Below are 25,060 nucleotides of genomic sequence, written 5' to 3'. Positions count from 1 at the left end.
GTTCGGAAATTCGAAGCAAAACGGATCTCGAACAGAATATGAAATATCCCCCCCAAGCAGTCGTATTTTATCGTCCGGAAGATCTTATTTCCGTAAAAGGAAATATAGATCAGCAGACTTCTCTTCTCTATTTGGAACTTACTCTTAAAAAATTATCTTCCGTCTTAAAAGGGGTCCCTGTCTATTCCAATCGAAACCTCGGAACCGCCGACGAAGCCAAAAAGATCTGCAACAAATTAGAATATTCTGATTTCATAATATTTGAATCCGGATCGGAAGCGGATTTTTTCTCCAAGATCTGCGAAGCACTTCCTTCCTCCAGGACCGGAGATCCGGAATGGGACGAGACCTGTTTTCTGGTTTTTGACGGATTTGCGCCTATATTAGATCATACTCTTACTGAAGAATTGATACTTCGCCACGAAAAATATCTGGCCCAGTATTCTTACTCGGAAAATCTTCCTCCTGGTATTGTGCCCAGAATTCTTTCCAGAGAATTTGTAAGAAGTCTTCCGGCAGGTTATGCAGGAGGGACCCAAGACTTCTTAGCCAAAAACATTAACCAATTCGATACTGAAATTTTTTATACCTCTCCGGATCTGAGACAATGGAGATTAGACTTCTCCGCAAATAATCCAAGATCTTTCAGACTCTTGTCTTCTTTTTTAAAGGAGAAGGAAAACTGGAAGTATGATGAGATCCAATCCTTCCTGATCTCCCGTCCTGAAATATTCCGCTCCGCTCCCAGTTACTACGAAGTGGAATTGTATAGAGGATGCGAATACGAATGCAATTTCTGTCCTAGGCAAAATCTAAAACCGGAAGAAGACAATATAGTTTTAGATCCTCAGATCTTGGATAAACTTTTATCCCAAGCAGAAAATTTAGGACTCCCTTATAGTGTATGCTTTGGAGGCTTGGGAGAACCTACACTCCATCCTAATTTCCCGGAATTGGTCCAAAAAGTTTTGGCGTCTCCGAACCTAAAAGAGCTATTCATCGAATCCGCTTTATACGGCGACCTTTCCGATTTTATCAAAACTGTTTCTTCCTTGAAAGAAGAAGAAAAGAAGAAGATAGCATTGATCGTAAATCTGACCACCAGAGATAAAAAAGTTTATTCTAAACTTTACGGAAAGGACAACCTGGACAAGGTTTTACAAAATCTAACAGCAGTTTCTCAGGCCTTGCCTAAGTCTTCCATCCATTTACAATTCCTAAAAATCCAAGAAGTGGATTCTGAATTGGATTCCTGGTATGAGCAGACCCAAAAAGAAGGATACGAGATCATTTTACAAAAATATAATTCTTACTCTGATGTTCTTCCTCAGAGAAGAGCCTCGGATCTTACACCTCTAGGTAGAGATTTCTGCTGGCATATTTCCCGAGATCTATATTTGAACGCAGATGGAGAAGTTTCTATCTGCAAACAAACTCCCGGTTCAAAAAAACATTCTATCGGAAATCTAAACAAGGATCCCTTGGAACAAATTTGGGCCAAAGGAAACCCATTCTTCACTTCTTCCGCGAAAGGAGCACACGATACAATTCCGGCTCCATGTATTTCCTGCGATGAATGGTATACATTTAACGCCTAAGCCTAAGATCCGTTCTTTATTCGCTTTTATACAGGCGAGGACCGGATCCACAAGATTCCCCAAAAAAGTAATCCGTCCAATTCCTCCGAATTCGGATAAAACGATTTTAGATCATATTCATTCTAGGGTCCTGAAGATCTTACCGAATTCTAGGATCGTATATCTGGTCCCGGAAGGAGATTTGGAACTGGAATCTTTTTTGGAAAAGAAAGGAATGTTTCACTTCTCCGGACCTTTGGAAGACGTGCGAAAAAGGTATATTCTTGCTTCTGAAAAATTCAAAGCGGACTCGATCCTAAGATTAACCGGGGACAATCCATTTTATGATACGACCCACTTAGATCTACTCATCCAAACATTCATAGGATCGGATTCGGATCTGGCTTACTTCAAAGGACTGCCTCTCGGAACCGGAGGAGAAATTTTCAGGACTTCTGCACTTCTAAATCTTTCAGGCTCACAACAAGAAGAAAGACATAAAGAACATGTAAGTCTTCATATAAAAGAAGATCCGAATCTATACAAGATCACCGCAATCCCAAGCCTGTTGACAAAAGAAGAAGGTCCCAGGCTGGCAAATTTCAGACTGACTGTGGATACACCTGAAGATTTTGAAACAATCTCCGATCTACTTACTCAGAGATCATTCGAATCCATTTGCAATTTTAATACAAAAGAATTCCTAGAATGGGAGAAGGAAGCACCTTCACTATTCCAAAAGAACTTAGATGTTCCACAGGTAAGATTTGCTCTTCCTTCTCCGAACCAAACTAGTAAAGGAAAAGTGGGAGTATTGGTCGCTCCTGCGAAAGAATTCGGTTCAGGACATTTTTCCAGGACTTCTCTTTTGTATTCTTTCTTACCCTATAGAGGTTGGGAGCCTGAATGGCTTCCTACATTTCCTAAAGACGGAGAATATGATATTCTCCTAATAGATTATAGAGATATAGAAGTTCCGATCTCTTACCGAAAAACGAAAGTCCTGCTCTTGGATCATTTCGGAAAAGACAAAAAGAACTACAATTTTTGGGACCTTCTTCCCCATCCTGAAAACGATCCTAATTTTAATTGGGAGCAGATCCTAATTCCTCCGAATCTAATCTCAACGGCTACAAGTGAAGAAAAAAGTCCCACCAAAGAGTTTGAGATCTTTTGTTACGCAGGAAACTTAGGAGAAGAAGAATCCGAGAATCTGGATCAATTCCTCATCCAAAATTCTTCCAAAAAGAAAATTAGGATCGGAGGAACTCCTCCTCAAGCGGATGGAATAGAATATTTTCAAAGACTTTCACGAGTCCAATACTTGCAGACATTGAGATCCTCTGAAAAATTTTTAGGATATTTCGGCCAAAGTGTGTTCGAGGCCCTGTTTTTAAAAATACCTTCCGCAACATTTTCAATTTCTCCTATTCATAGAGAACTCTCTCATGTTTTAGAAAAATATAATATTCCATACACTGACCTGAGTAGTAAAACTGAATTCTCTTTAGGCACAAAAACGATCGGAGAGAATGGATATAAACTTTTGTTAGATAAAATAGATTCTCTTTAAGACAACTAACGTGCCTATGCGCGGGCATTGCAATCTGCGGAATGTAGATTTCGCGGGTCCATCTATTCAAACTTCACGCTCACAAACAACTCGACCGACCGTCGGATTTTCCGCCAGAAAGTCAGGAAACATTTTTCATTTTATTTGTTTCCTTTGTTGATTTTTTCGCCCGATGTTTTGAAATGTGTTTGACCGACGCATAGTCGGATGTATTGTCAAAACCGACTAACGGTCTATACCGACCGTCGGTTTAGCAGGAGGAACCACAATGATCCCAGCAAAAATCTCCACAAAAGAAAGAATTCTCAACGAATCCAGACGGCTATTCTTCGAAAAAGGGTACGAAACAACTTCCATTCAGGACATTCTATCCGCTTTAGATATAGCTAAAGGAACCTTTTATCACCATTTTCAATCCAAAGAAGAACTTTTGGAAGAAATCGCAGTGCAATTCGCCAAAGAAGCACATACTGCGATGCAAGCAGAGATTGGAGACTTGGGATCAGAAGGCACTGGCCTGGATAAACTCCGCCGAGCACTCATAGTTGCAAGAAACTGGAAAAAAGGAAAAGCAGAAGAAGTTCGGTTTCTTCTAGAATCCCTTTTCTCAGCCAGCAATCTTCAATTGAGAGATAAGATCAGACGCAAATCCGTGGACCTAAGTTTTCCGTTATTTGCTTCTTTAATCGTAGAAGGCCAGCAGGACGAATCGCTCAAAAGTGCATTGAGAGCGGATCACCTGACTTCCATCATTTTTGACCTAAGCGATGCTTTAGGCGAAAAAGTTGCTTTCTATCTTTTAGGAAGAAGTAAAGAATCCGAAGCCGATATCTACGACTTGATGCTTTCTTATCACAAAACGATAGAAGATCTGCTCGGTTGCCCAGAAGGCGGATTAGATTATTTTAGCAGAGAAGATTGGAGCGAACTCGCTCAACTTTTCAAAGGCGGTGGTGCGGTTTCTGTCCCAAGCTTGGAACCCTTACCATTGGTTGCGAACGCAGGTTAAGTGAAATAGGGTCCTGCCCCTAGGACAAAATATGTTACTTTATGCTTTAGTTCCTACACTCCCCAGATTGGATTCAAATTCAAATCCGGACGTGGAGGACTATTTAGAAAAAACTCCTTCCGTAAGGAGTGAAAAATTAAAGGATTTGGTGGATTCGATCCGGGAAGAATTTTCCGATCTGAGAGAAAGTCTGAAATATGGAATGCCTACTTTCGAAAGGAATGGGCGATGGGTCGCATTCTCGAACCATAAAAACCATCTTTCAGTCTATTTCTGCGAAGAATCTTTTGTAAGGGCATTTCGTGCCAAGTTTCCAAAATCGGAAAACGGCAAGAACTGCGTGTTGATCAAGGATAAGGAGAAGTTCCCTTCTTCTTATTTGAAAACATTGCTCAAAAAGACCTTACAATAAGGAAAGATCAATTCTCTAAGTATCTCACTAATAAAAAGATCTTTAGGTTTGCTAGGCCATAGAATCGACTCTATGGCCTTTTTATATTGTTTCCCGCCTATTCCTAAGGCCAGTACGACTTGACCTCTTCCTTCTACGGAAAATTCTATCCGAACGAAGGCTATGAAGAAACAAATCAGCGATCGTTACGAACCTACCAGCGTAGAACCGAAATGGATCTCTCTCTGGGAGAAGGAAAAAAGTTTTGAGCCCGACCTCAAAGCAGGCCAATCTTTTACGATAGTTCTTCCTCCTCCTAATGTGACCGGAAGCCTTCATATTGGTCACGCACTCAATCATACTATCCAAGATATTCTGATACGTATTGAACGTAAAAAAGGGAAATCCGCTCTTTGGGTCCCGGGCACAGACCACGCTGGGATCGCTACTCAAGTAGTTGTTGAAAGAGAACTCGCAAAAGAAGGCAAAAAGAGAACCGACTTCACCAGAGAAGAATTCGAAAAAAAAGTTTGGGAATGGAAGGAACACTCCGGTGGAATGATCCAAAACCAGCAAAGGCTTTTGGGGGAATCGGTAGATTGGTCCCGTTCCAGATTCACTATGGACGAAGGATTGTCCAAAGCTGTATTCAAGGTTTTCAAAACATTATATGACGAAGGTTTAATATACAGAGGGGAAAGGATCATCAACTGGTGTCCTAAAACTCTCACTGCAATTTCCGATCTGGAAGTGGAGCATAGAGAAGTAAAAGGTAAACTTTACCATTTACGTTACCCTATCGTCGGTCAACCGGGCAAATATCTGATCGTTGCTACCACAAGACCGGAAACGATGTTTGGGGACGTTGCAGTTGCCGCTCATCCAGATGACGAAAGATATAAATCCTTAAAAGGTGCGGAGTTGGAACTCCCACTTACAGACAGAAAAATCCCTCTATTATTCGATTCTTTTGTAGATAAAGAATTCGGATCCGGTTTGGTTAAGATCACTCCTGCTCACGACCCGAACGACTTCGAAGCGGGACAAAGATTAGGGCTCAAACCTTTACTTGTAATGAATCCTAATGCGACTCTGAACGAGAACGCAGGCAAATACGCAGGGTTAGAAAGATTCGTAGCTCGGAAAAAAGTAATCGATGATCTGCAAGCTTTAGGCCTAGTAGAAAAGATCGAAGAGCACACTCATTCTATCGGCCATAATTCTAGAGGTGGAGAAATTATAGAGCCTTACTTATCCACTCAATGGTTCTGCAAAATGAAACCTCTAGCTGAGCTAGCCGTCCAGGCGGTTCAATCCGGAGAAACCGAATTTGTTCCGAAACTTTGGGAAAAAACTTTCTTCGAGTGGATGAACAATATTAGAGATTGGTGTATCTCTCGCCAATTATGGTGGGGACATCGTATCCCTGCGTATCATTGCAAAAATTGCAAACATATAGAAGTTTCCGAAACCAAAGTAGACAACTGTCCTAAATGTAATTCCACAGAAGTGGAACAAGACACTGACGTTCTAGATACTTGGTTCTCTTCTCAGCTTTGGCCATTCTCCACTTTGGGTTGGCCGGAGAATACTGAAGATCTTAAAAAATTCTATCCTACATCTGTACTCGTAACCGGATTCGATATCATATTCTTCTGGGTAGCCAGAATGATCATGATGGGAAAGAAGTTCACAGGTAAGGCTCCTTTTGCCAAAGTGATCATCCACGGATTAGTAAGAGATAAAGAAGGTAAGAAGTTTTCCAAGTCCATAGGGAACGTTATCGATCCTTTGGACATGATGAATAAGTACGGAACTGACTCTTTCCGATTCTTCTTAGCAGCTACTCTGCCGGAAGCAAAAGACGTTCTTTTTGATGAAAGCAGATTAGACGGTTATCGTTCTTTTTGTAATAAGATCTGGAACTCCAGTCGTTTTATCCTTATGAACTTGGATGCGGATTGGAAATTAGAAGATCTGGAATCGAAATACGGTCCTAAACTAGACCCAATGGACAAATGGATCCTCCATAGGTTCAACGAAACTCTTGCAAATTACGAAAAAGCATATTCCAAATTTCTGTTTTTCGAAATGGCTTCTCAAATTTACGATTTTGTTTGGGGAGATTTCTGCGACTGGTATATCGAATTAGTTAAACCCAGAATTTATGGAAAACTGGGAGAAGAATCCAAAGAAGTCGCGAAACAAGTACTTGCAAGTATTCTAATTAAAGCATTGGGACTTCTCCATCCTTTTATGCCGTTCTTAACCGAGGAAATTTACGAAGTATTCAGCGAAGGGGACTTCCTGATCCAAACTCCTTTCCCAAATTCTTATAATGTTTCTCCAGAAGACGAAGGTGTTCTAAAAACTATTATTCTGCAAGATGTAGTGACTCAGATACGTGTGCAAAGAGCGGAGAACGGTGTTCCTCTGGATAAAAAATGTAAAGTGATACTAAAATCTTCCGAATCTTTAGTTGCTTCGGCAGTAAAAGATTTTGAATTCTCTATCTTACAATTAGCTCGTTTGGAAAGTATCGAAGTCAATACAAACTATGCAGGAGAAAAAACCGACTCTGTAGGAGCATTCCGTTTCGGAGAAGTGATCCTTCCTTTAGCAGGAATGATAGACTTCGAAAAAGAAAGAGCACGTATAGACAAAGAATTGCAGAAGTTGATCCAAGAAGAGGAAAAACTCGCTTCCAAATTAGGGAATGAGAACTTCATAGCAAAAGCGAATCCGGACGTGATCGAAAAAGAAAAAGAAAAACTGAAAAACGTCCGTGATAAAAAAGAAGTTCTCCAAAAAGGTTTGGAAAAACTAGGTTAATTTTCGGATTTCAAACCGCGGTAAATATTATGTCGAAGATCCTTTTAATCGGCTCTGGAGGTCGCGAAAGCGCTATCGCTTATAAGCTTCGCCAGTCCCCTAAACTCAGCAAATTGCATGTTTTTCCGGGCAACGGAGGCTTTCCAGACTCAGAGGTTTTAACCCCGAATTCTTTCGACCTAAAGAACAAATCTTCAGTCCAAAGCTTTATTCAAAAAAATGAATATGATTTAGTAGTAGTAGGTCCCGAAGACCCTTTAGTGGATGGGATCGTAGACTGGCTAGCGGAGATAGGAGTTCCTGTTTTCGGACCTTCTGCTTATTGTGCTCAAATTGAAGGTTCCAAAGAATTTGCAAAATCCTTAATGATAGAAGCGGGAGTCCCTACCGCAAAGTACGCTTCTTTCGAAGACTATGAGTCCGCACACTCATATGTTCAAAAAGAAGGAGCGCCAATTGTAATTAAAGCAGATGGTCTTGCCGCAGGCAAAGGTGTAACTGTTTGCACCGAACTTTCTCAAGCAACACAAGCCTTGAAGGAGATCTTTTTAGATAATAAATTCGGAAAAAGCGGATCCAAAGTTGTTATAGAAGAGTTCATGGAAGGACAAGAAGCTTCTATCTTTGCGATCAGCGACGGAAATACTTATTTCACTCTTCCTGCAGCTCAGGATCATAAAAGAGCGTATGACGGAGACCAAGGACCGAATACCGGTGGAATGGGCGCTTACTGCCCTGCCCCGATAGTTACTAAAGAAACATTAGAAAAAGTAAATACACAGGTCTTTCAACCAGTATTCGAGATCTTTCGTAAGAAAGGAAATCCTTATAAAGGCCTCCTATATGCCGGATTAATGATAGATAACAAAGGAAATCCTAGAGTTGTAGAGTTCAATTGTAGATTTGGTGACCCTGAGACACAATGTGTGTTACCCATGTTAGAAGGCGACTTACTGGAAATTTTCCAAGCATCTGCCAAAGGGGCACTCGGAGAAGTAAAAATAAGTTTGAGACCTGGAGCGTCCACCGTAGTCGTTTTGGCCGCGGAAGGTTACCCCGATTCTTATGAAAAGAATATTCCTTTGAATTTGCCTGAAACGAATAGTAAAGATCTAGTAGTTTTTCATGCAGGCACTTCAAAAAAGGATGGAAACTTAATATCGACGGGTGGAAGAATTCTAGGAATCTCTTCCTACGGTAAGGACTTAAAAGAATCTGTGGATAAGGTTTATTCTTATCTCGGCAGTTTCAAAATTTCCAAAACCTTCTTCCGTAAGGACATAGCGAGTAAAGCTCTTTAATTATGCCCTTTCTAGTTTCTGGAAATATCGATTTAGTCGAAAGGTCCAACCTTCGCAAATTAGAAAAACATTTAGGGATCATTCTATCTCCTCATCAATATCCTTTAGAGCAGTACAATCTAATTCGCGCTGCCTTAAAACAAAAACTGGATTCGGATACTCTGGTCCGTTCCATGACACGTAGAGAACTATTATCTTTTATTTATATACTCACTCAATTCGGGGATGTGGTCCAAAAGGAAACTCCTGACGAATATCTCGATGTAGAGAATGTTCCAGTAGTGATAGAATGGCAGGCCGGTCATTACATGATCCCTTACGAAGTTTTGGATTTTCTGGCTCAATCCAGAGTATTCCGAAATCAAAACTATCTTTTCGCATTAATACCAGCGCTTCCCAGCAAAGAAAAGAAAGCATGGTTAGAATGGATCGGCGCAGGTTACGGCAGGACCTTTCCAAGAGAGATCAATCACGAACTATACTTCCAATGCAGACATCTGCAAAAACCTTTCCAAGGCAAAAGTTTAGTCCAAGAGGAATCAATCCGATTGGAACAACTCTGGGCTCCGGGCAAAAATGAGACCGTAGATTGGTTCTATAAAGGGATTATGCCTTTTTATTCATCCATGAAGGAACTACAACGTTCCGAAAGAGATCCATTCCTACTCCATGTTTTGGATCTGATCCGCTCCGGAAAACTTGTCCTAAAACGACTTCCGGAAGAATTTGGCAGAAAGGATGAATTCCAGCTGGTCTCCACAGTGGAAGGAAACACTCCTCAACTCAGAGACACAGTGTTTAGCTGGGAAGAAGCCAGAGAAGAAAGAGAAGATTTTCTCTTTCGATAAATTCTCCTTTTACATTCAGATCTCGGATGCAAAGCCGGAAATTTGCAAATTAAATTAATATTATATATTTTATTGGACCGAAATGGAAGTTAAGAACGCCAAGGAACTGAAGCGCCTCTCTAAAGAACTTCAAGAGAATTTTCTAAATCGCTGGAAACTTCTGAATCTAGATAAGGACCAGGACCAACTCAAGTCTTATAATGATCGTATCGCCGAGCCCACTTTTTGGGACAACCAGGACCAAGCGAAATCGATCAGCCAAAGAAAGACTGAATTAGAAAGAAAATTAGACCCTTGGATCAAAATCCGAAGAGATATATTAGATTTTCCTGATTTAGTGGAATTGACTTTCGACGAGAAGGGCGAAGCCGGAGTAGACGAACTCAGCTCCGAATACCAAAGATTAAAGACTGAATTCGAAAGACTGGAACTTTTAGGCGCTCTAAACGAACCGGAAGATATGAAACCCGCTTTCTTGAATATCCACCCGGGTGCAGGTGGAACGGAGAGCCAGGATTGGGCGGAGATGCTTTTCAGAATGTATCTGAAATACTTCGATAAAAAAGGATACCAATACAGCGTTGTGGACTTCCAAGAGGGAGACGGCGCTGGGATCAAGAATGCCACCATACACGTGATAGGCGATTTTGCTTACGGATTTATGAAATGCGAGAATGGAGTGCATCGTTTAGTAAGGATCTCTCCATTTGACGCGAACAAACGAAGACATACTTCCTTTGTGTCCGTTCACGTTAGCCCGGAATTAGACGACGATATAGATATCAAGATTGAAGATAAGGATATCAGAGTGGATGTGTATCGTTCTTCCGGAGCAGGAGGACAGCACGTTAACACCACCGACTCTGCAGTTCGTATCACACATATTCCGAGCGGGATCGTGGTCGCTTGCCAGAACGAAAGGTCCCAAATCAAAAACAGGGACACTGCTTTTAAAATGTTAAAAGCAAGACTTTACGAACAGGAACAGGAAAGATTAAAAGACGACCTTGAAAAAAAGTCCGGAGAAAAAAAGGACATCGCTTGGGGAAATCAAATCCGTTCTTATGTATTTCATCCTTATAATATGGTGAAAGACCATCGCACAGATCATGAGACTGGGAACGTGCAAGCGGTCATGGACGGTGATATCGAGCCGTTCATCATGGCTTACTTAAAAACTCTTTAATGTTTCTCCTGAACTCCTTCTAAAAAGATGGTAACGATCGCATCGAATGCCATCGTATTAGAATAAGGACTTTGGAATAAGTAAGTCGGATTTAAGATCCCGTCCACTGCTGCCAGTAAAATATCAATCGTCAGCTCCGGTGTGACATCTTTCCGGATTTGTCCCGCTTTTTGTCCTTCCCGGAGAAGGTCCCCTAAACTTAATATCCTTTGTTTTCGGAACTCTCTCATAGTGATGAAAAGATCAGGGCGGACCATCTCAATATCTTTTGCAAATGTTTTGGACATCTTAGATCCCAGATCCGAAATGAAGAATAGGATTTCTTTCAGACGATCGATCGGGTCCTTAGTCTTATCCTGCAAAACCTTATCAAACTTTGCCTGGACCTTGGATCTCATTAGTTCGAAAACGGAATCGATAAGCTTATCCTTAGTATCATAATATTTATATAATGTTCTTTTGCTGATACCGATATGTTTTGCAATCTGGTCCGTATTCGTTTTCGCAAAGCCAGAAGACAAAAAAAGTAGAAAGGTTCTTTCTAAAATTCTTTCTATCATTTCTCCCCCTTTCCGTTGGAGATCATTCCATCCACAAGTTTGATCTGCTTTTTAGCTGATTTCGCGAAATCAGCGTCGTGAGTGACCATGATCACAGTAGTTCCTTCCGTTTTATTGATATCCTTAAAGATATCCATGACGATCTTTGCATTCGCGGAATCCAGAGCGCCAGTTGGCTCATCCGCAAAAAGATATCTAGGCTTCATCACCAAAGCTCTGGCAATCGAAACCCTTTGCATTTGTCCTCCGGAAAGTTTGGAAGGAATATGATCCAATTTATCTCCGAGATCGAATCGTTTCAAAAGACCGATCGCATATTCTCTTTTTTCTTTAAGTTTTCCCGCTTTTAAAGCAGGCATCAACACATTCTCCAAAGCGGTAAACTCAGGAAGAAGATAATGAAATTGGAATACGAATCCCATATGAAGATTCCTAAAAGAGTGTAGATCCGTTTGGGATAAAGAGCTGATATTTCTTCCATCAATACTGATAATACCTTGGGAAGGATCGTCTAAACTGCTGATCAAATACAAAAGTGTACTTTTACCGGAACCTGATTTTCCTGTTAAAGAAACAAACTCTCCTTCCTGGATCCCAAGACTGATCCCTTTAATCACTTCAGTGGGGGGTTTTCCGAAACTCTTTTTAACGTTCTCTAATATGATCCCCATTATTCCCCCCTAATGATCTCGATAGGAGAAAGTTTACTCGCCGATCGAGCAGGAAAAATGCTCGCGATCAAAGTAGCAATGAACGCAAGGAAGAAGGCCTGAAAATAAATAGAAGGAGCAAAAGACACCATCATCATACCTGATTTGGTCTGCATAAGTGGATTGGAAAAAGATACATGCTCCAGCCTCCTGCAGATCAGGTTTCCCAGAAGCATTCCTAAAACTCCACCAGCTATACCTAAGATCAAACCTTGGATCAGGAATATTTTCAGGATATCATTTGCCTCATATCCTATGGATCTAAGAATGGCGATCTCCCTTCTTTTTTGTCCGATCACAATGTTTAAAATATTATAAATTCCGAATGCTGCTACAAGCAGAATGGTCCCGACCAAAGCATAGCGAATCGCGTCCTGCATTTTAAATAAGGAAATGAATGTAGCATTCACATCTTCCCAACTCTGCACTTTTACATCTCCAAATTCCGCCCATTCTCTTGCTTTGAGAGTCGCTTTAGAGACATCCTTAAGACGAACTGCTATATCGCTGATCCGATTCGGAGTTTGGTTTAAACTTTGGGTATCGCCCAAATTTGCGAATACAGTGGTTTCATCAATCGCCTTGTTTCCCATTTGGAAAGAAGCAGCTATTTTAAAAGGAATCGGCTCCGATTTTCCGGTACTGATATAAACTGTATCTGAGATCCTGGCTCCGAGCAATAATCTCAATCCTTCTCCGATCACAAGTTTGTTTCCGCTTTCTTTGATCTCTAAGAAGTCACCTTGGATAATATTCTCTTTGATCCTGGCAACCTTGGATTGCAACTCTGGCTTAACTCCGATAATCCTACCTGCTTCAGCGATCTTCCCCCTTCTAAATATTACTTTTATCTGAAGTTGTGGAGAACTTGCTTCTACCTCCGGATCGGAAGCCACTTTTTTTTGCCATCCCGCCTGGTTCTCGATCTGTTCTGTGTCCCTTCTACCTGAAGGAGGAACGGACCAAAAAGGAATTTCCTTAGAATGGAAAAGTACATGGTCCAAGTCCTTTTCCCCTATAATTTTTACCTGAGAAGAGATCCTTATATGAGCATCGTTATTCACGAGCTGGTCGATAAGATATTCTCTTAAACCTAACATGATCCCTGAGATCACTATATAAGCGGTTGCCCCTAAAATAATCCCAAGTAATGTAAGAATGGTTTGTTTTTTACGGGCAAACATCTGCCTAAGAGCGATAAATAACATCTATTTATCCTCCTGGACAAGCACCTTATCTCCTAAGCTAACCTCTCCAGATACAAGTTCGGCGTATTCTCCATTCGTCAGTCCAGTCTCGATCTCTTTGACATGAACTTTGCCATTTTCTAATACTTTAATTTTTCCGGATATGATCCCTTTGACCGGAACTAATATTACGTTTTCCTTACTCGAAGTCTCTATCGCAACATCTGCAGTCATACCTGGAAGTATCTCAGGTGGAATTCCTATCGGAGTGATATGCACTTGGAATTGCCCATCCGCGGGATATACTGACTTTACCTCTCCCTCGAAGTTTTTATCACCCAAAGCTTCGAAACGGATGCGGACCCTCTGCCCTTTTTTGACCCTTACGGCACCCTTTTCCTCTAAAGAAACAGTCAGATATCTTTTTTTCAGATCCATCACTGTGACGACAGGGGTTTGGGGAACCACGGTCTCTTTAGTTTCGTAAGCAACGTTAGTCACCACTCCGGCAAAAGGAGATCTCATAGTCCCAAAGCTGTCGAACTCCACAAGAGGAGTTCCTTCTTGGACCTGGTCCCCTTCTTCCACATGAATTTTTCGGATGGCAGAAGGTATCGCGACCCTCAGATGATACACCTCTGAAGAGCTTACCGTTGCAAGACCATAGACGGATTCGATGATGGAGCCCCGAATGATCTCGGAGGTATCATTGTTGGAATTCCTATCTCGCCAAATAAAAAGAAGTATTAGTAAGATTATTGGAAGAATGCCCCAAACTAGAAGCTTAGGTCTCTCCTTGAGCTGAAGGATCCAACGATCAAATGGAAGAGAAATTTTCATGGCCTTGTCCTACTCACACTAGGACGGAATGAATTCCAAAAGTAAACTATTTTATTGCATTTCAGTTTACCAATTAAGATGCCATAATGACATGATCCTCTTTTTCAAAAACCGAACTTCCTTGGACTTCATGACTGAACCGCAGAGTAGGAACTCTAACAACAAATGACCAATCAACAGTCCCACTCGATTTATATTTACAACTGAACATATATTAATAACTATATCGAATCTCGAAATCAGAGGATCTATATGAACAAAACTGTTATAAAAGTTTTATATTGGGCAACCACAGGTCTTATCGCCGTTGGAAATTTGTTCGGTGCTTATGCGTACACAAGCCAAAGTCCACAAGTTTTAGAAGGACTCGCTCATCTTGGCTATCCTGGATATTTAGCTTTAATATTAGGACCTGCGAAAGGTCTGAGCGCGCTCGCTCTTCTTTATCCGAAATTTCCAAGACTTAAAGAATGGGCTTATGCAGGCGTCACCTTCAATGTATTAGGCGCTGGGCTTTCCCATCTTTTAGCAAAAGATCCAAACTTTGCGACTCCTTTCATTTTCTTGGCCTTGGTAGCTGTTTCCTATATCACTTGGAGAAAATTGGAAGCTGAAAAAGCTTAAGCCGTCCCCTTCGCAGTGACTCATAGAGAGCAAGAATAATTCGAATGTAGGAATTCCAACATAAATCGAAGCTCGCCCCCACCCTGCATTGGGATCGGGGGGAGTGGCTTGTGGGAGAGCTGCCATTCGCATATCAGAAATTTATAATTCTGGCAAACGAATTTTGCAACTTTGTTGGAGCTCCTACATCGCAAATTCGCTTGCGCTAGGACTGCCCTCTCCGTTACCCGCGAGGGATCGAGCCGTGGTCAAAAAATCGCGAAGGCTGTTTTTTGACCGGAGGTGAGAGCCCGGCCCGAGCAAAGCGAGAGGCGCGGCCAAAATATTTTTAATAAGAAATTATTGGCTCTCTTCTTCCGAATCGTTTGCCGTATTCTTCCCAAAATTTTCCGTTTGGGTTTCGAGGATTTTTTCGATCTCTGAATTCCGGTTTTAATCCTAATAGAAAATACATCGCTGTTTTTTCTTTGTTCTTCACTGGGAGTTTTCCTCGGGACTTGAATTGGAAATATTCGTCGGTCAAGTCCACGATAGATTGGGTAACGTTCACTTTGCCGGGTTCGCTATTGGATTCCATTCGGCTCGCAAGATTGACCGTGTCTCCCCATACGTCGTAGGAAAATTTTCGCGCACCTATTACACCTGCGACCAAGGGACCGGAGTGGATCCCGATCCTTGTCTTCCAATTGGGACCTTTTTTTAGTTTAGATAATTCTTCCAAACGTTCTAACATTTCTAATGCAGCGAGTAGGCTATCGACTGCGTGAGACGATCTATAAGATGGAACTCCGGCCACACACATATACGCGTCTCCGATCGTTTTCAATTTTTCTAATCTATGTGTTTCGGTCACCGAGTCGAAATGTCTAAAACAAAAATCCAATTCTTTTACAAGATCGTTAGGCGTGAGTTTTTCCGCAATGGAAGTGAACCCATAAAAGTCCGTAAATAGGACTGTGGCTTGAGTGATCAGCCTGGGTTCGGAACTCCCAGTCTTTTTAAGTTCTTCTGCGGTTTCTCTGGGAAGTATATTCAGTAAGAGTAATTCTGTTTTTGCCTTTTCTTCCTTGAGGGAACGATCCGCTTCCCAGGCAGCCTGTGCCAATTCTTTTCCTATGAAGGAAAACCATGCGACTACCAGGATCAAACTAGTAAAATAGAAGTAACTTCCGTATTTAGGATCCAAACTAAGTATAGGATCGAAAAAATATGGTATAATATGCACGGAAACGAACAAAAGTGCAAGTGCGGTTTCCATCATATAGATGTATTTCTTCTCTTCCGGAGGAAAGATATAAAAAGGAAATGCAAAACTTGCAAGAATGTATAGATCCAATCCTGCCTCCTGGGGCAAGATCCTTGAGATCATCAAAAGTTGCATTGTCCCTACGAATGCAAGTAGCAGTCTCGCTGCCTTATGAGAATGTATAAAATTCAAAAATAGAACGAACGCATATCCGAATATATTTACCGTCCAAAGCAGATATAACCAGATCGGGAACATCAATCCGAAACTAGTAAAGATAATATAATATACTACTGTGAATAGAGCCGTTATCAATACGACTGCATTGGTAGCGACTATATATCTGGCTCCGGGGGCATCTTCTACTCCGATCGATAATAGTCTTTTCCAGATCCTTTCAGGGATCCGACAATATTCGAACCAGGTCTTGAAAACGCTCATAGGCGACTATTTCATCGGGATTTTCAGATGTTGGAAATACTTATTTATTTAAAGTTATAAAATTCGAAACCATCGAATTCGGATCGTTTTACGAAGGGGCTTCGACAGAGTTCCGGATATGGTCCAAGACCCTATAATGTATTTTATGCAAGATCCAATGGATCCAAACATTCCAATAAGTAGTGGGACCGAATTTATTTTGGAACCAAGTTCTTCCTATCAAAAGTGTCTCATTCTTTCCTAAAGAGACGAGTTGGAAACTTCCTTTTTTAGAAGCGAAGTATCCGCTTAGATGAGTAGGTCTGATATTTTTATAAGGACTCAACTCTTTCATTGCATCCGGCTGACGGACCACATCAAACGCCAAGGAGGAATTTTCCTCCCATTTGGTAATGGCCTCTACAAACACTCCGTTATTAAACTCGCAGTATCGAATTGCGCCAATTCCCTTTCCTTCTACCCTGGCACGAACCGGATACGAGACCCCTGCATTAAAGATAAGTTCTTTTGGTTCGGGTATATCAGAAAATTCGAATAGACCTTTCCAGACCTTTTCTTTGGATGCAGAAATTTTCAAGCTGGTTTCCACCATATACCAATCGGATTCCTTATCCAATGTGGCTTCTAGATAGGCTATCGAAGGTAAGATCAAAAACAAAAATGGTAAAACGGAAGATATAAGCTTGGACTTTGCCTGCAGAAGATAAGCGATTCCCCCACCTAAAAATCCCAAAAAATAAGCGAGTGGCGCTGCCATTATAAGACAGATGACTCCTTCCATAGCGACTATAAATGTCAAAAAACCAGCGAGGGAAATAGAACTTGCGGAGACTAATAATGCTTGTTTAAAACTGACAAATTCCGTTCGGGAATATAAAGCGACGGAAGTGAATCCAATGATAAATGGTCCGCCAATGAACAAACTAGCTCCGTAAGTCTTTAATATATCCGTGGAAAAAAGACTGAATAAAAGAGTTATACTCGCAGTGATCAATATCGACCAAATGGAAACGATCAATTTGGATTTTGGGATAAACCCGTCAGAAGATCCATTGCCTAAGCTTTGGGAAGGACGATAAAGATCTTCTGGAAGTAAGGACAAAAGAAAGAACATTAGAAAGTTCAAAACGGGTACAAAAAATAAAAATACCCAGAAAGGACTCAGACCTACGCTCCTCAACCTCTTCAAACAAAGAACTGTTCCCAAATATAAAAATGGAAGCGAGAACGCAATCAAGGTGATATAAAAGGCGAAATCCTCCGATGAAGGATCTAAAGTGAACAAGGCCGTCGGATTTTTTATATAATCGATCGCCCACCATTCTCTATTAAAAACAAAATAGGATAATGATCTGTCGATTCCGTATTTGATGAAGAAAAGGATTACTCCCGATATAAAGAATTTTTTACGATCTATCGGGACCGATACTTTTAGGAGATCTTTGAATTGAGAGTAAAATTCCATTGTACGAATCGTTCCAGTCTCAATCCAAAGAGAACATATATTTCATCTTCTTCTCGACGATCGGCTCGTAAATCTCAATCGACTCTTTTCCGCCCATGACGCAACCTCTTTCGATACAAACTTTTGTCAGCTCCGGATAAACTTTAAAAATCCCGAGAAAGATAGAAACAAAACTTTTCAATGGGAAATCGACCGTTAGATATCGTTTCTTTTCGATGATCCTGTATTTTAAAGGAATCGATAATCCAGAAGGAATTTCAGTGACAGGTTCCGAAAACAATGCTCCAACTTCGCATCTCAATTTTTCTTCCGGAACAGTATTCGGGTTATCCTTATAGATCCCGAAAAGTTTATAATTTTTAAATCCCTTCTCCGGAAATTCCTTTTGAATAGCTTCGAAAGTTTCCCCTACATTCCTGTAATTCCCCACTCTTTCATGCGACAGAACATAGAATGGTCCTAATGTTTCTTCCTTTACTTGGATCGTGTCGAACGCACCCAAATAATAAAAATAGCCGATCCCTGAAACGATTAAGGCAAGAATAACGCCTAAGAAAATTTTCAACTTCATCATAAACTCCGGAAGGGAATTTTAATCAAAGAATCATGACGATTGCAAGAAGGATTTTGACCGATTAAAATCAGTATAAGTCGATTTAAACGAACAAGTAAAGAATCTATCGGACGCTAGGTTCCAAAAGACCGTATTTCTCTTTTACTTTTTTGATCTGAACTTCCATATCTTTCCAAAGTGTCTCTTTTTGAGGATGGAATGTGGCGTATACGCCTTGTCGGATCAGATCTACGATCTCATCCAAAGAGAAATCCAAAAATCTCCAAAGTTTAAAATATTCATAAGTCAGATTGACGTTAAATATTTCAGGGTCGTCGGTATTGATACAAAGTGGAAGACCTTGGTCGTAATAATAGCGAACAGGGTGATTCTGTTCTTTACGCACATATTTTCCGGTAAACACGTTAGACGTAACACAAACCTCTATCGGGATCTTGTTCTCTCTTAAATAATTCACCAACTCAGGATCTTGGATGGCAGAAGTTCCGTGACCGATACGCTCCGCTTTACAAAGTTCCACAGCTTCCCAAATCGCCCAAGGACCGTCGTCCTCTCCGGAGTGAGCAACCGTTCTGAGTCCTGCTTCTTTAGCTTTTTTGAATACTTCTGCGTAATCTCTGGCAGGCCCCATGAGTTCCGCTCCACCCAAACCGATACCGATCACTTCCTTATGTTTGAGTTTCAGTACCCTGTTCAGGTTGTTCATCGCATTTTCAGGACCGAAAGATCTGGAAACGTCTACAAGAAGTCGGATCTCTATGCCGTCCTTTTCCTTTTCTTCTCTAATACCTTCCACGAGTTGGCTCACCATTTCGTCGAAGTCCAAACCGTTTTGGATAAACTTAGAAGGAGCAAAGAATACTTCGGTGTACAGGATCCTATTTGCCCTCATGTACTCCGCTAGGCTTCCCACAAAATAATAAAGGTCAGCAGGCTCTTTCACCAAACTTTGGATAAAGAAGAATACTTGGATAAAACCGTTTAGATCTTTAAAATTAAACTTAGCTTCGAACTCTTCGTCGCTGAGTTGGATCCCATTTTTGGCCATGAGTTTTTTCATGGTGTCCTTATTAACACAGGCTTCTAGATGAAGATGGATCTCTGTCTTAGGTAACTCTCTAATCAGATTAATAACATCTTGATCTTGTAATTTTTTGGACGAAAGATCCGCAGGTTCCAAAAACGCAGAAGCGGTTCTTTGCCCGGAATCGTAAGCGTCCGTGTCTCCTAAAAGCCAACGAGGTGGATCTGAAATCTCCAGATCCAAAAGGCGTATCCTTTCGTTCAGAAGATTATTGATCTGTTTGTCGAAAGAGATTTGAAGGGAAGAAGAATAAGGCCTATCAGCGGGAAGTCTGCTTTTCAGACGGTTCAATTCGGAGACATCCCGGTCTAAAATCCGGATTCTTTCCAAAACTTCTGAGAAGGTCACGCCCACGGGAGCAGGGTAAGTAAAACCCCGTCGGATTTCAATTCGGAAAAAGATTCCGAAGGTTTTCCCCTTATCTTTTCTGAAAATCTTCCGATCCTAAAAGAAGCGCCGGAGGATTTTGTCTCATGATCACAGCAAGAAAAACGTTTTTACCTTTCGCACTCCCCTCGATTTCCGAAAAAGCAATCGAAGAAGTAGCGGCGGTACTTCGCTCCGGCTGGATCACCTCAGGACCAAAAGTAAAAGAATTCGAAGAAGAATTTGCTAAATACACAGGGGCAGAATTTGCCCTGGCCATGAATTCCGCGACCGCCGGGCTTCATCTCGCCTTAGAATCCATAGGACTCTGTTCCGAGGACGCAGTACTTGTTCCTACAGTAACATTTACCGCAACCGCAGAGACAGTCTGCTATTTCGGCGCCGAGCCAATCCTGACCGACGTGGATCCAATCTACAATCTAATGACCGAGGCTACCTTAAGAGAAACCATTGAAAGAGAATGTGTGTTTTCTAAAGGGAATCTGGTCCATAAAAAGACCGGAAAGACAGTGCGTGCAGTGATGCCAGTACATCTTGCGGGCGCAGTCTGCGATATGGATTCAATCAATTCACTCGCAAAAGAATATCATCTTTATGTAATTGAAGATTCTGCACATGCCTTCCCTGCGGTTCATAAGGGAGAAAGGATCGGAACCCATGGGGATTTTACCGTATTCAGTTTTTATGCTACTAAAGGGATCACCACCGGAGAAGGTGGAATGGTCACCACTCGTCATGCTCACTTCGCAGAAAGAATGAAGTTGATGAGACTTCATGGGATCAACAGAGAAACTTACGGACGTCCGGGCTGGTACTACGAAGTGGTTTCTCCAGGATTCAAATACAATATGAGTGATATCGCTGCGGCTTTAGGTCTTGTGCAGCTTGCAGAAGCGGAGGATCTTTGGAGAAGAAGGATCCAAATCGCCGAAATTTACCGCTCCGAATTTGCAGATTTGCCTTTTTTACATCTTCCTCTACCTGCGATAGACGGAGAACATTCTTGGCATCTATTTAGAGTAGAAGTGGATACTGTTCCAGGAAAGATCAATCGAGACATTCTTTGCTCTGAATTACAAAAACGAAATATAGGCTCCAGTCTTCATTTTATTCCCCTATACGAGCATCCTTTCTACCAAAGATTCGGATACGAAAGAAAAAATTATCCGAACGCGGACGCGATGTATAAGAGAACTCTTTCTCTTCCTCTATTTGCTGGAATGACCGACGGGGACATCGAAGATGTTGTCACTGCGGTAAAAGATATTTTTACAAATCTATAAGAGTAGAAATTAGAATCCGCCGGAACCAACATTCCTGCGAACCTTCTACTTAAAGAAAATATAAAACAAGAAAACCTTTACAAAAAGAACTAAAAAACCATCTTCCAAGTCGGAAGCCTCTTCTGCTTTTTCGAAAGAAGAAAGTGCGATGATCCATTCTTCGACTTCTTCCGCAATATCGGAATCGTCAAAAGCAGAAAGATCTATTTTTTTATAACCTGCTTTCGGAATCTCTACCCCGCAGACCAAACAAAGATCGGAGATAACATCCAAGGATTCTTCTCGGACAAGTTGGGAAAATTCTCCCATTTCTTTGCTTTCTATTAAAACCGCTTGTCCGAGCTCCAACACATCTTCCATTACGGATTCGGACCCTTCTTCATCCGCTAAATCTCTCCAAGACCTCAATGCTTCCAGAAGAAGGTCCGCAAGTTCTAAAACTTTTTCAGAAGCTTCTTTCTTGTCTTGTTCCGACAAATTCTCCGGAAGGCCTTGTAACCAGGAAGTCTGGACTGCTTGGATGGCCCCTTCTCCGCTGCTTAAATATCTCAAGAGCAAATAAACGAGGGCCCAAACATTCTCCTTATGTTTTTTTTCGGAGTAAAAGGTTTGGATGGATTTGAATTCTTTCAGGGCGAATGCCATAACTTCTACTAAATTTTGCGGGGAAGGAGCTTAGACAAGCAGAATGTAACGAATATCATTTTGCATTTTGTCGGAGGATCTGGAATACTGAGCCTATGCACCGTTTTCTTTTAGGACTGGTCCAATTAAACAGCGGATCCGATGTGGATCTGAATCTGCAAAAATGCGAGAACTTCATCCGTGAGGCAGCTTCCGAAGGTGCAAAGCTCGTCGGTCTTCCTGAAAATTTTCCTTTTTTAGGATCTGAAAAGGAGAAGTTAGAAAGAGCAGAAGAGATCAGAAATAAAACCGTAAATCTTCTTTCTGATATTTCAAAAAAACTGAATATAACAATTCTTGCCGGTGGATTTCCAAACCCCGCTCCGAACGGAAAAGTTTTCAATACTTCTATCATCTTCGGACCGGATGGAAAAGAAAAATTCGAATATCATAAGATCCATTTATTCGATACCGATCCCGGTGACGGGATAGAATACAGAGAATCCAGAACTGTGGAATCCGGCCAGACCATTCCGGAAACATACAAAAGCCCGGAACTTGGAAATATTTCCTCGGTGATCTGTTACGATCTGCGCTTTCCGGAATTGTTTCGAGAGATCGTAAAGAAGGATGCAGAAATAATTTTTGTTCCTTCCGCGTTTACTAAGATCACCGGACAGGCTCATTGGGAAATTCTATTGAGAGCAAGGGCTATCGAAAACCAATGTTTCATATTCGCACCGGCCCAAACCGGAACTCATCTAAATGGAAGAGAGACTTACGGACATTCTATAGTCGTGGATCCTTGGGGAAACATTCTCGGAGATGCAGGAGAAGGGGAAAAATTGCTATTAACGGAAATAGACCTGGAAGAAGTGCAGAAGGTCCGTAAAAAAATACCCGCACTAAAACACAGGCAAATACATTCTTAAATTATAATATATGAGAACTACCAGAAAAACTGCGATCATCACCGGGGCAGGAGGAGGCTTAGGAGAAGCATTAGCGATCCAACTCTCCAAAAGAGATTATGATCTCGCTTTGGTAGATATCAATTCCAAAGGACTTTCCAAAGTAAAGGAGAAGGTCAGAACCCCCAAAAACTTTATCAGCACCCATATCGCAGACGTTTCTTATCCTTCTCAAGTGGAAAAAACGATCCGAAGCGTGGAAAAACAACATGGAAGAATCGATGTATTGGTCAATAATGCTGGAATCTACATTGCCGCTCCATTCTCCCAATTGGATCTAACAGATTTCAAAAAGGTAATGGATATAAATTTCATGGGAACGGTTTATTTTACTAAATACGCTCTCCCAATATTACAAAAATCGGATTCTCCTTCTGTGATCAATGTTTGCAGCGATTTCGGATTGATCGGTTTTCCGAATAAGATCGCGTATTCTTCTTCCAAGGCGGCAATGAGAGGTTTTACAAATTGTTTATGGACAGAAGAAGGAGATAAAAATCTGCATGTGATGATCGTTTATCCTCCGGCGATCGATACAGGACTGATCAAAAACGCGAAATTCTGGAAAATAGAAAAAAGGACCTTAGAATTCGAATTTGTTCGTAAAAATTCCATCTCCGCAGAACTGGTAGCAAAACGTATTCTGGAAGGAATGGAAAAAAAGAAGAAGGTCTTAAAGATCGGATTTACGATCCGAGTGATCGATATCGCCTCCAGGTATTTCCCGGAGACGACTCATACAATTCTTACAAAGTTAAAGAATAGATTCGATTTTGTTTGAAAAGCTTATTCTATCCAATGAGGATATAAGCCCAAACGATCTATTACTTCTCCGTCATGAGCGGGAACAACTTCCAGATTCGGATAAGCTTTTAGAAGAGAATGTACTCTGTATATTTCTTTGCCTACTAACTCCTGATCCCTGTCTACGATAGATCTCAAAAGTCTAGTTCTATGAGATGGAATCTCGAATCCTTCTTTTGCCCAGGTTATATCTCCGGTAAAAAAGAATCTTTTTCCGGAAGGCAAGTTCAAGAACATTCCCACATCTCCCGCAGTATGACCTTCCATTGGAACAAATACTACAGAACCATCCCCGAACCAATCTAGACTTTTGGAATAGTTCTCATAAGGTTTGGAAGAAAAACCCAGATCCTTCCATATAATGTTTTCTGAATCTAGTTGCTTAGGCAAATAACCCTTCTCCACTCCGAAATCTTTCAGATGTTTTCTGCCTGCTTCGGTAGACCAGATCCTCGCTTTAGGAAAATCTTCTACCCCACCCGCATGATCCCAATGCAGATGAGAAAGAACGATGTCCCCGATTTTTTCCGAGTCGATCCCGTTCGTTTTTAACTGGGAGACCAAAGGATTCGGATTTTGATACGTAACCATAGGTTTTACATAAAATCTATGGTCTTTGTATTGTTCCTGGATCTGGGTCCCAAGCCCCGAATCGAATAGAAACGTTCCTTTGGGATGTTCCACATAAACGACACTATGATAGATCTGTTTTCTATGAAATAAAGGTCCGCCCTCGAATATCACTGCGGAAGACGCTTTCTTTTCCCCGGTCTTAAAGATCGTGAATTTGAGTTTGGTCAATCCGGAAGGATTTTCCAATCTTGGATCCTTGGATAATTTTTCCAACTCGGGTACTTCTGAAACTGCTAATTTAGGAATTCCTAATGCAGTACAGAATACTAAAAGTAAAACGGCGAGAATCGCCAAAAATGTGATTTTAAGTTTCATAATTATTTCTCCGAAACGAGAAGTTTTGCCGTTTTAGAAGCGGATCGTATCGCATTCGTATTTCGGCTTGTCCTGGAAATCAGGATGGCTCCTTCCAATAAGGAAAGAATTCCCACTGCGAGTTCCGAGGCTTTACTCTCCTCAAATCCGTTCTTCCGGAAAAACGAATCCAATATGGAGATCCAATCTTGGAAAACCGCAGCACAAGTAGAGTTGACTAAAGAAGGCTCCGAAGCGGTCTCGGAAGCAGTGGTCATGATCGGGCAACCTTTGGAAAAACCGGAAGATACTAGCCTATATTCCAAGGCGGAAAATATCCTTTGGATCCCGGAAGGAACTGATTTGGCAGAATCCAAAACCGCCTTCAGTTCTTTGGCCAATTCGTTGCCGGATACAAGGAGAGCTAAGGAGGCCAATTCCTGCTTTCCACCAGGAAAATGGAAATAGATCGATCCTTTGGGGGCCTTTGCGTCAACTACGATATCGTTTAAGCCGGTTCCCGCATATCCCCCGGTTTCCAGACGTTCCGCCATTGCACGGACCATCTTTTCCTTAGCAATTTCTCCCTTCTGACCCATAGGATCTTTAGATCAGA

General features: G+C 41.4%; 23 protein-coding genes. 12 read left to right on the top strand and 11 right to left on the bottom strand.

Translation table 11 applies throughout. From position 1 onward, the window contains the following. The first annotated feature begins 38 nt into the window (after window positions 1-38). From LPTSP_RS16430 to prfB, 8 genes are all read left to right on the top strand, one after another. On the top strand, window positions 39-1,598 hold the full coding sequence (locus LPTSP_RS16430; RefSeq protein ID WP_108929731.1) for a spiro-SPASM protein: 1,560 nt from the start codon (window positions 39-41) through the stop codon (window positions 1,596-1,598). Beyond that, complete coding sequence (locus tag LPTSP_RS16425; protein ID WP_108929730.1) at window positions 1,573-3,150, top strand: cytidylyltransferase domain-containing protein; 1,578 nt, start codon at window positions 1,573-1,575, stop codon at window positions 3,148-3,150. The genes LPTSP_RS16430 and LPTSP_RS16425 overlap by 26 nt, the downstream gene beginning before the upstream one ends. Before the next feature lie 268 nt (window positions 3,151-3,418). Continuing rightward, the gene (locus LPTSP_RS16420) at window positions 3,419-4,159 is read left to right on the top strand and encodes a TetR/AcrR family transcriptional regulator (RefSeq protein ID WP_108929729.1); all 741 of its coding nucleotides are present in this window, start codon (window positions 3,419-3,421) and stop codon (window positions 4,157-4,159) included. Window positions 4,160-4,190: 31 nt separating this feature from the next. After that, on the top strand, window positions 4,191-4,571 hold the full coding sequence (locus LPTSP_RS16415; RefSeq protein ID WP_108929728.1) for an iron chaperone: 381 nt from the start codon (window positions 4,191-4,193) through the stop codon (window positions 4,569-4,571). Between the two features lie 162 nt (window positions 4,572-4,733). Further along, complete coding sequence (locus tag LPTSP_RS16410; RefSeq protein WP_108929727.1) at window positions 4,734-7,382, top strand: valine--tRNA ligase; 2,649 nt, start codon at window positions 4,734-4,736, stop codon at window positions 7,380-7,382. A 29-nt stretch (window positions 7,383-7,411) separates the two neighbouring features. After that, on the top strand, window positions 7,412-8,683 hold the full coding sequence (purD, locus tag LPTSP_RS16405) for a phosphoribosylamine--glycine ligase (RefSeq protein ID WP_108929726.1): 1,272 nt from the start codon (window positions 7,412-7,414) through the stop codon (window positions 8,681-8,683). Window positions 8,684-8,685: 2 nt separating this feature from the next. Beyond that, window positions 8,686-9,531 carry a hypothetical protein gene (locus tag LPTSP_RS16400; RefSeq protein WP_108929725.1) on the top strand — a complete coding sequence of 282 codons (846 nt, stop codon included), beginning with the start codon at window positions 8,686-8,688 and terminating at the stop codon, window positions 9,529-9,531. Between the two features lie 82 nt (window positions 9,532-9,613). Further along, window positions 9,614-10,717, top strand: a complete 1,104-nt coding sequence (gene prfB / locus LPTSP_RS16395) for a peptide chain release factor 2 (RefSeq protein WP_108929724.1) — start codon at window positions 9,614-9,616, stop codon at window positions 10,715-10,717. Here prfB and LPTSP_RS16390 read toward each other — a convergent pair. Genes LPTSP_RS16390 through LPTSP_RS16375 form a run of 4 tightly spaced genes read right to left on the bottom strand, consistent with a single transcriptional unit; the run spans window position 10,714 to window position 14,014 of the window. Continuing rightward, window positions 10,714-11,277, bottom strand: a complete 564-nt coding sequence (locus LPTSP_RS16390; protein WP_108929723.1) for a TetR/AcrR family transcriptional regulator — start codon at window positions 11,275-11,277, stop codon at window positions 10,714-10,716. The two genes, prfB and LPTSP_RS16390, sit on opposite strands and share 4 nt — an antisense overlap. Further along, window positions 11,274-11,948 (bottom strand): ABC transporter ATP-binding protein, encoded by a 675-nt coding sequence (locus LPTSP_RS16385; protein WP_108929722.1) that lies wholly within the window; start codon window positions 11,946-11,948, stop codon window positions 11,274-11,276. Before LPTSP_RS16385 ends, LPTSP_RS16390 begins: the two co-directional genes overlap by 4 nt. Further along, window positions 11,948-13,195, bottom strand: coding sequence for an ABC transporter permease (locus tag LPTSP_RS16380; protein ID WP_108929721.1), 1,248 nt, complete (start codon window positions 13,193-13,195; stop codon window positions 11,948-11,950). The genes LPTSP_RS16385 and LPTSP_RS16380 overlap by 1 nt, the downstream gene beginning before the upstream one ends. Further along, complete coding sequence (locus LPTSP_RS16375; RefSeq protein ID WP_108929720.1) at window positions 13,196-14,014, bottom strand: efflux RND transporter periplasmic adaptor subunit; 819 nt, start codon at window positions 14,012-14,014, stop codon at window positions 13,196-13,198. Window positions 14,015-14,266: 252 nt separating this feature from the next. Between LPTSP_RS16375 and LPTSP_RS16370 the strand changes: the two genes are divergently transcribed. Then, complete coding sequence (locus LPTSP_RS16370; protein ID WP_108929719.1) at window positions 14,267-14,638, top strand: DoxX family protein; 372 nt, start codon at window positions 14,267-14,269, stop codon at window positions 14,636-14,638. Window positions 14,639-14,966: 328 nt separating this feature from the next. On the opposite strand, the gene LPTSP_RS16365 is transcribed toward LPTSP_RS16370, so the two are convergent. The 4 genes from LPTSP_RS16365 to add form a co-directional block, all read right to left on the bottom strand. Then, complete coding sequence (locus LPTSP_RS16365; RefSeq protein WP_108929718.1) at window positions 14,967-16,325, bottom strand: adenylate/guanylate cyclase domain-containing protein; 1,359 nt, start codon at window positions 16,323-16,325, stop codon at window positions 14,967-14,969. An 88-nt stretch (window positions 16,326-16,413) separates the two neighbouring features. After that, on the bottom strand, window positions 16,414-17,790 hold the full coding sequence (locus LPTSP_RS16360) for an SRPBCC family protein (protein WP_108929717.1): 1,377 nt from the start codon (window positions 17,788-17,790) through the stop codon (window positions 16,414-16,416). Between the two features lie 19 nt (window positions 17,791-17,809). Further along, a complete protein-coding gene (locus LPTSP_RS16355; RefSeq protein ID WP_167396466.1) occupies window positions 17,810-18,355 on the bottom strand; it encodes a GyrI-like domain-containing protein in 546 nt (181 codons plus the stop codon). A 112-nt stretch (window positions 18,356-18,467) separates the two neighbouring features. Then, window positions 18,468-19,802: an adenosine deaminase gene (add, locus tag LPTSP_RS16350; protein ID WP_108929715.1), complete on the bottom strand. Its 1,335-nt coding sequence runs from the start codon at window positions 19,800-19,802 to the stop codon at window positions 18,468-18,470. Window positions 19,803-19,921: 119 nt separating this feature from the next. On the opposite strand from add, the gene LPTSP_RS16345 reads away from it, so the two are divergent. Further along, on the top strand, window positions 19,922-21,118 hold the full coding sequence (locus LPTSP_RS16345) for a DegT/DnrJ/EryC1/StrS family aminotransferase (protein WP_108929714.1): 1,197 nt from the start codon (window positions 19,922-19,924) through the stop codon (window positions 21,116-21,118). A 45-nt stretch (window positions 21,119-21,163) separates the two neighbouring features. On the opposite strand, the gene LPTSP_RS16340 is transcribed toward LPTSP_RS16345, so the two are convergent. Continuing rightward, on the bottom strand, window positions 21,164-21,763 hold the full coding sequence (locus tag LPTSP_RS16340; protein ID WP_108929713.1) for a hypothetical protein: 600 nt from the start codon (window positions 21,761-21,763) through the stop codon (window positions 21,164-21,166). 95 nt (window positions 21,764-21,858) lie between these two features. Between LPTSP_RS16340 and LPTSP_RS16335 the strand changes: the two genes are divergently transcribed. Together LPTSP_RS16335 and LPTSP_RS16330 are read left to right on the top strand one after the other, a co-directional pair. After that, the gene (locus LPTSP_RS16335; RefSeq protein WP_108929712.1) at window positions 21,859-22,674 is read left to right on the top strand and encodes a carbon-nitrogen hydrolase family protein; all 816 of its coding nucleotides are present in this window, start codon (window positions 21,859-21,861) and stop codon (window positions 22,672-22,674) included. 10 nt (window positions 22,675-22,684) lie between these two features. Then, window positions 22,685-23,494: an SDR family NAD(P)-dependent oxidoreductase gene (locus LPTSP_RS16330; protein ID WP_108929711.1), complete on the top strand. Its 810-nt coding sequence runs from the start codon at window positions 22,685-22,687 to the stop codon at window positions 23,492-23,494. Window positions 23,495-23,499: 5 nt separating this feature from the next. Here the strand turns inward: LPTSP_RS16330 and LPTSP_RS16325 are convergent, their stop codons facing one another. Continuing rightward, entirely contained in the window at window positions 23,500-24,465 is a 966-nt protein-coding gene (locus tag LPTSP_RS16325; protein WP_108929710.1) for an MBL fold metallo-hydrolase, read from the bottom strand. Window positions 24,466-24,467: 2 nt separating this feature from the next. Further along, window positions 24,468-25,043 carry a TetR/AcrR family transcriptional regulator gene (locus LPTSP_RS16320; RefSeq protein ID WP_108929709.1) on the bottom strand — a complete coding sequence of 192 codons (576 nt, stop codon included), beginning with the start codon at window positions 25,041-25,043 and terminating at the stop codon, window positions 24,468-24,470. Window positions 25,044-25,060: the final 17 nt, after the last annotated feature.

Source organism: Leptospira johnsonii (assembly GCF_003112675.1).
GTDB classification, from domain to species: Bacteria; Spirochaetota; Leptospiria; order Leptospirales; family Leptospiraceae; genus Leptospira_B; species Leptospira_B johnsonii.
This window is presented reverse-complemented; position numbering and strand designations above follow the sequence as displayed.

What these genes read in the sequence shown, in the direction of transcription:
- LPTSP_RS16430 (WP_108929731.1), top strand. Translation starts at nt 39, where the DNA reads ATGAAATATCCCCCCCAAGCAGTCGTATTTTATCGTCCGGAAGATCTT.
- LPTSP_RS16425 (WP_108929730.1), top strand. Translation starts at nt 1,573, where the DNA reads ATGAATGGTATACATTTAACGCCTAAGCCTAAGATCCGTTCTTTATTC.
- LPTSP_RS16420 (WP_108929729.1), top strand. Translation starts at nt 3,419, where the DNA reads ATGATCCCAGCAAAAATCTCCACAAAAGAAAGAATTCTCAACGAATCC.
- LPTSP_RS16415 (WP_108929728.1), top strand. Translation starts at nt 4,191, where the DNA reads ATGTTACTTTATGCTTTAGTTCCTACACTCCCCAGATTGGATTCAAAT.
- LPTSP_RS16410 (WP_108929727.1), top strand. Translation starts at nt 4,734, where the DNA reads ATGAAGAAACAAATCAGCGATCGTTACGAACCTACCAGCGTAGAACCG.
- purD (WP_108929726.1), top strand. Translation starts at nt 7,412, where the DNA reads ATGTCGAAGATCCTTTTAATCGGCTCTGGAGGTCGCGAAAGCGCTATC.
- LPTSP_RS16400 (WP_108929725.1), top strand. Translation starts at nt 8,686, where the DNA reads ATGCCCTTTCTAGTTTCTGGAAATATCGATTTAGTCGAAAGGTCCAAC.
- prfB (WP_108929724.1), top strand. Translation starts at nt 9,614, where the DNA reads ATGGAAGTTAAGAACGCCAAGGAACTGAAGCGCCTCTCTAAAGAACTT.
- LPTSP_RS16390 (WP_108929723.1), bottom strand. Translation starts at nt 11,277, where the DNA reads ATGATAGAAAGAATTTTAGAAAGAACCTTTCTACTTTTTTTGTCTTCT.
- LPTSP_RS16385 (WP_108929722.1), bottom strand. Translation starts at nt 11,948, where the DNA reads ATGGGGATCATATTAGAGAACGTTAAAAAGAGTTTCGGAAAACCCCCC.
- LPTSP_RS16380 (WP_108929721.1), bottom strand. Translation starts at nt 13,195, where the DNA reads ATGTTATTTATCGCTCTTAGGCAGATGTTTGCCCGTAAAAAACAAACC.
- LPTSP_RS16375 (WP_108929720.1), bottom strand. Translation starts at nt 14,014, where the DNA reads ATGAAAATTTCTCTTCCATTTGATCGTTGGATCCTTCAGCTCAAGGAG.
- LPTSP_RS16370 (WP_108929719.1), top strand. Translation starts at nt 14,267, where the DNA reads ATGAACAAAACTGTTATAAAAGTTTTATATTGGGCAACCACAGGTCTT.
- LPTSP_RS16365 (WP_108929718.1), bottom strand. Translation starts at nt 16,325, where the DNA reads ATGAGCGTTTTCAAGACCTGGTTCGAATATTGTCGGATCCCTGAAAGG.
- LPTSP_RS16360 (WP_108929717.1), bottom strand. Translation starts at nt 17,790, where the DNA reads ATGGAATTTTACTCTCAATTCAAAGATCTCCTAAAAGTATCGGTCCCG.
- LPTSP_RS16345 (WP_108929714.1), top strand. Translation starts at nt 19,922, where the DNA reads ATGATCACAGCAAGAAAAACGTTTTTACCTTTCGCACTCCCCTCGATT.
- LPTSP_RS16340 (WP_108929713.1), bottom strand. Translation starts at nt 21,763, where the DNA reads ATGGCATTCGCCCTGAAAGAATTCAAATCCATCCAAACCTTTTACTCC.
- LPTSP_RS16335 (WP_108929712.1), top strand. Translation starts at nt 21,859, where the DNA reads ATGCACCGTTTTCTTTTAGGACTGGTCCAATTAAACAGCGGATCCGAT.
- LPTSP_RS16330 (WP_108929711.1), top strand. Translation starts at nt 22,685, where the DNA reads ATGAGAACTACCAGAAAAACTGCGATCATCACCGGGGCAGGAGGAGGC.
- LPTSP_RS16325 (WP_108929710.1), bottom strand. Translation starts at nt 24,465, where the DNA reads ATGAAACTTAAAATCACATTTTTGGCGATTCTCGCCGTTTTACTTTTA.
- LPTSP_RS16320 (WP_108929709.1), bottom strand. Translation starts at nt 25,043, where the DNA reads ATGGGTCAGAAGGGAGAAATTGCTAAGGAAAAGATGGTCCGTGCAATG.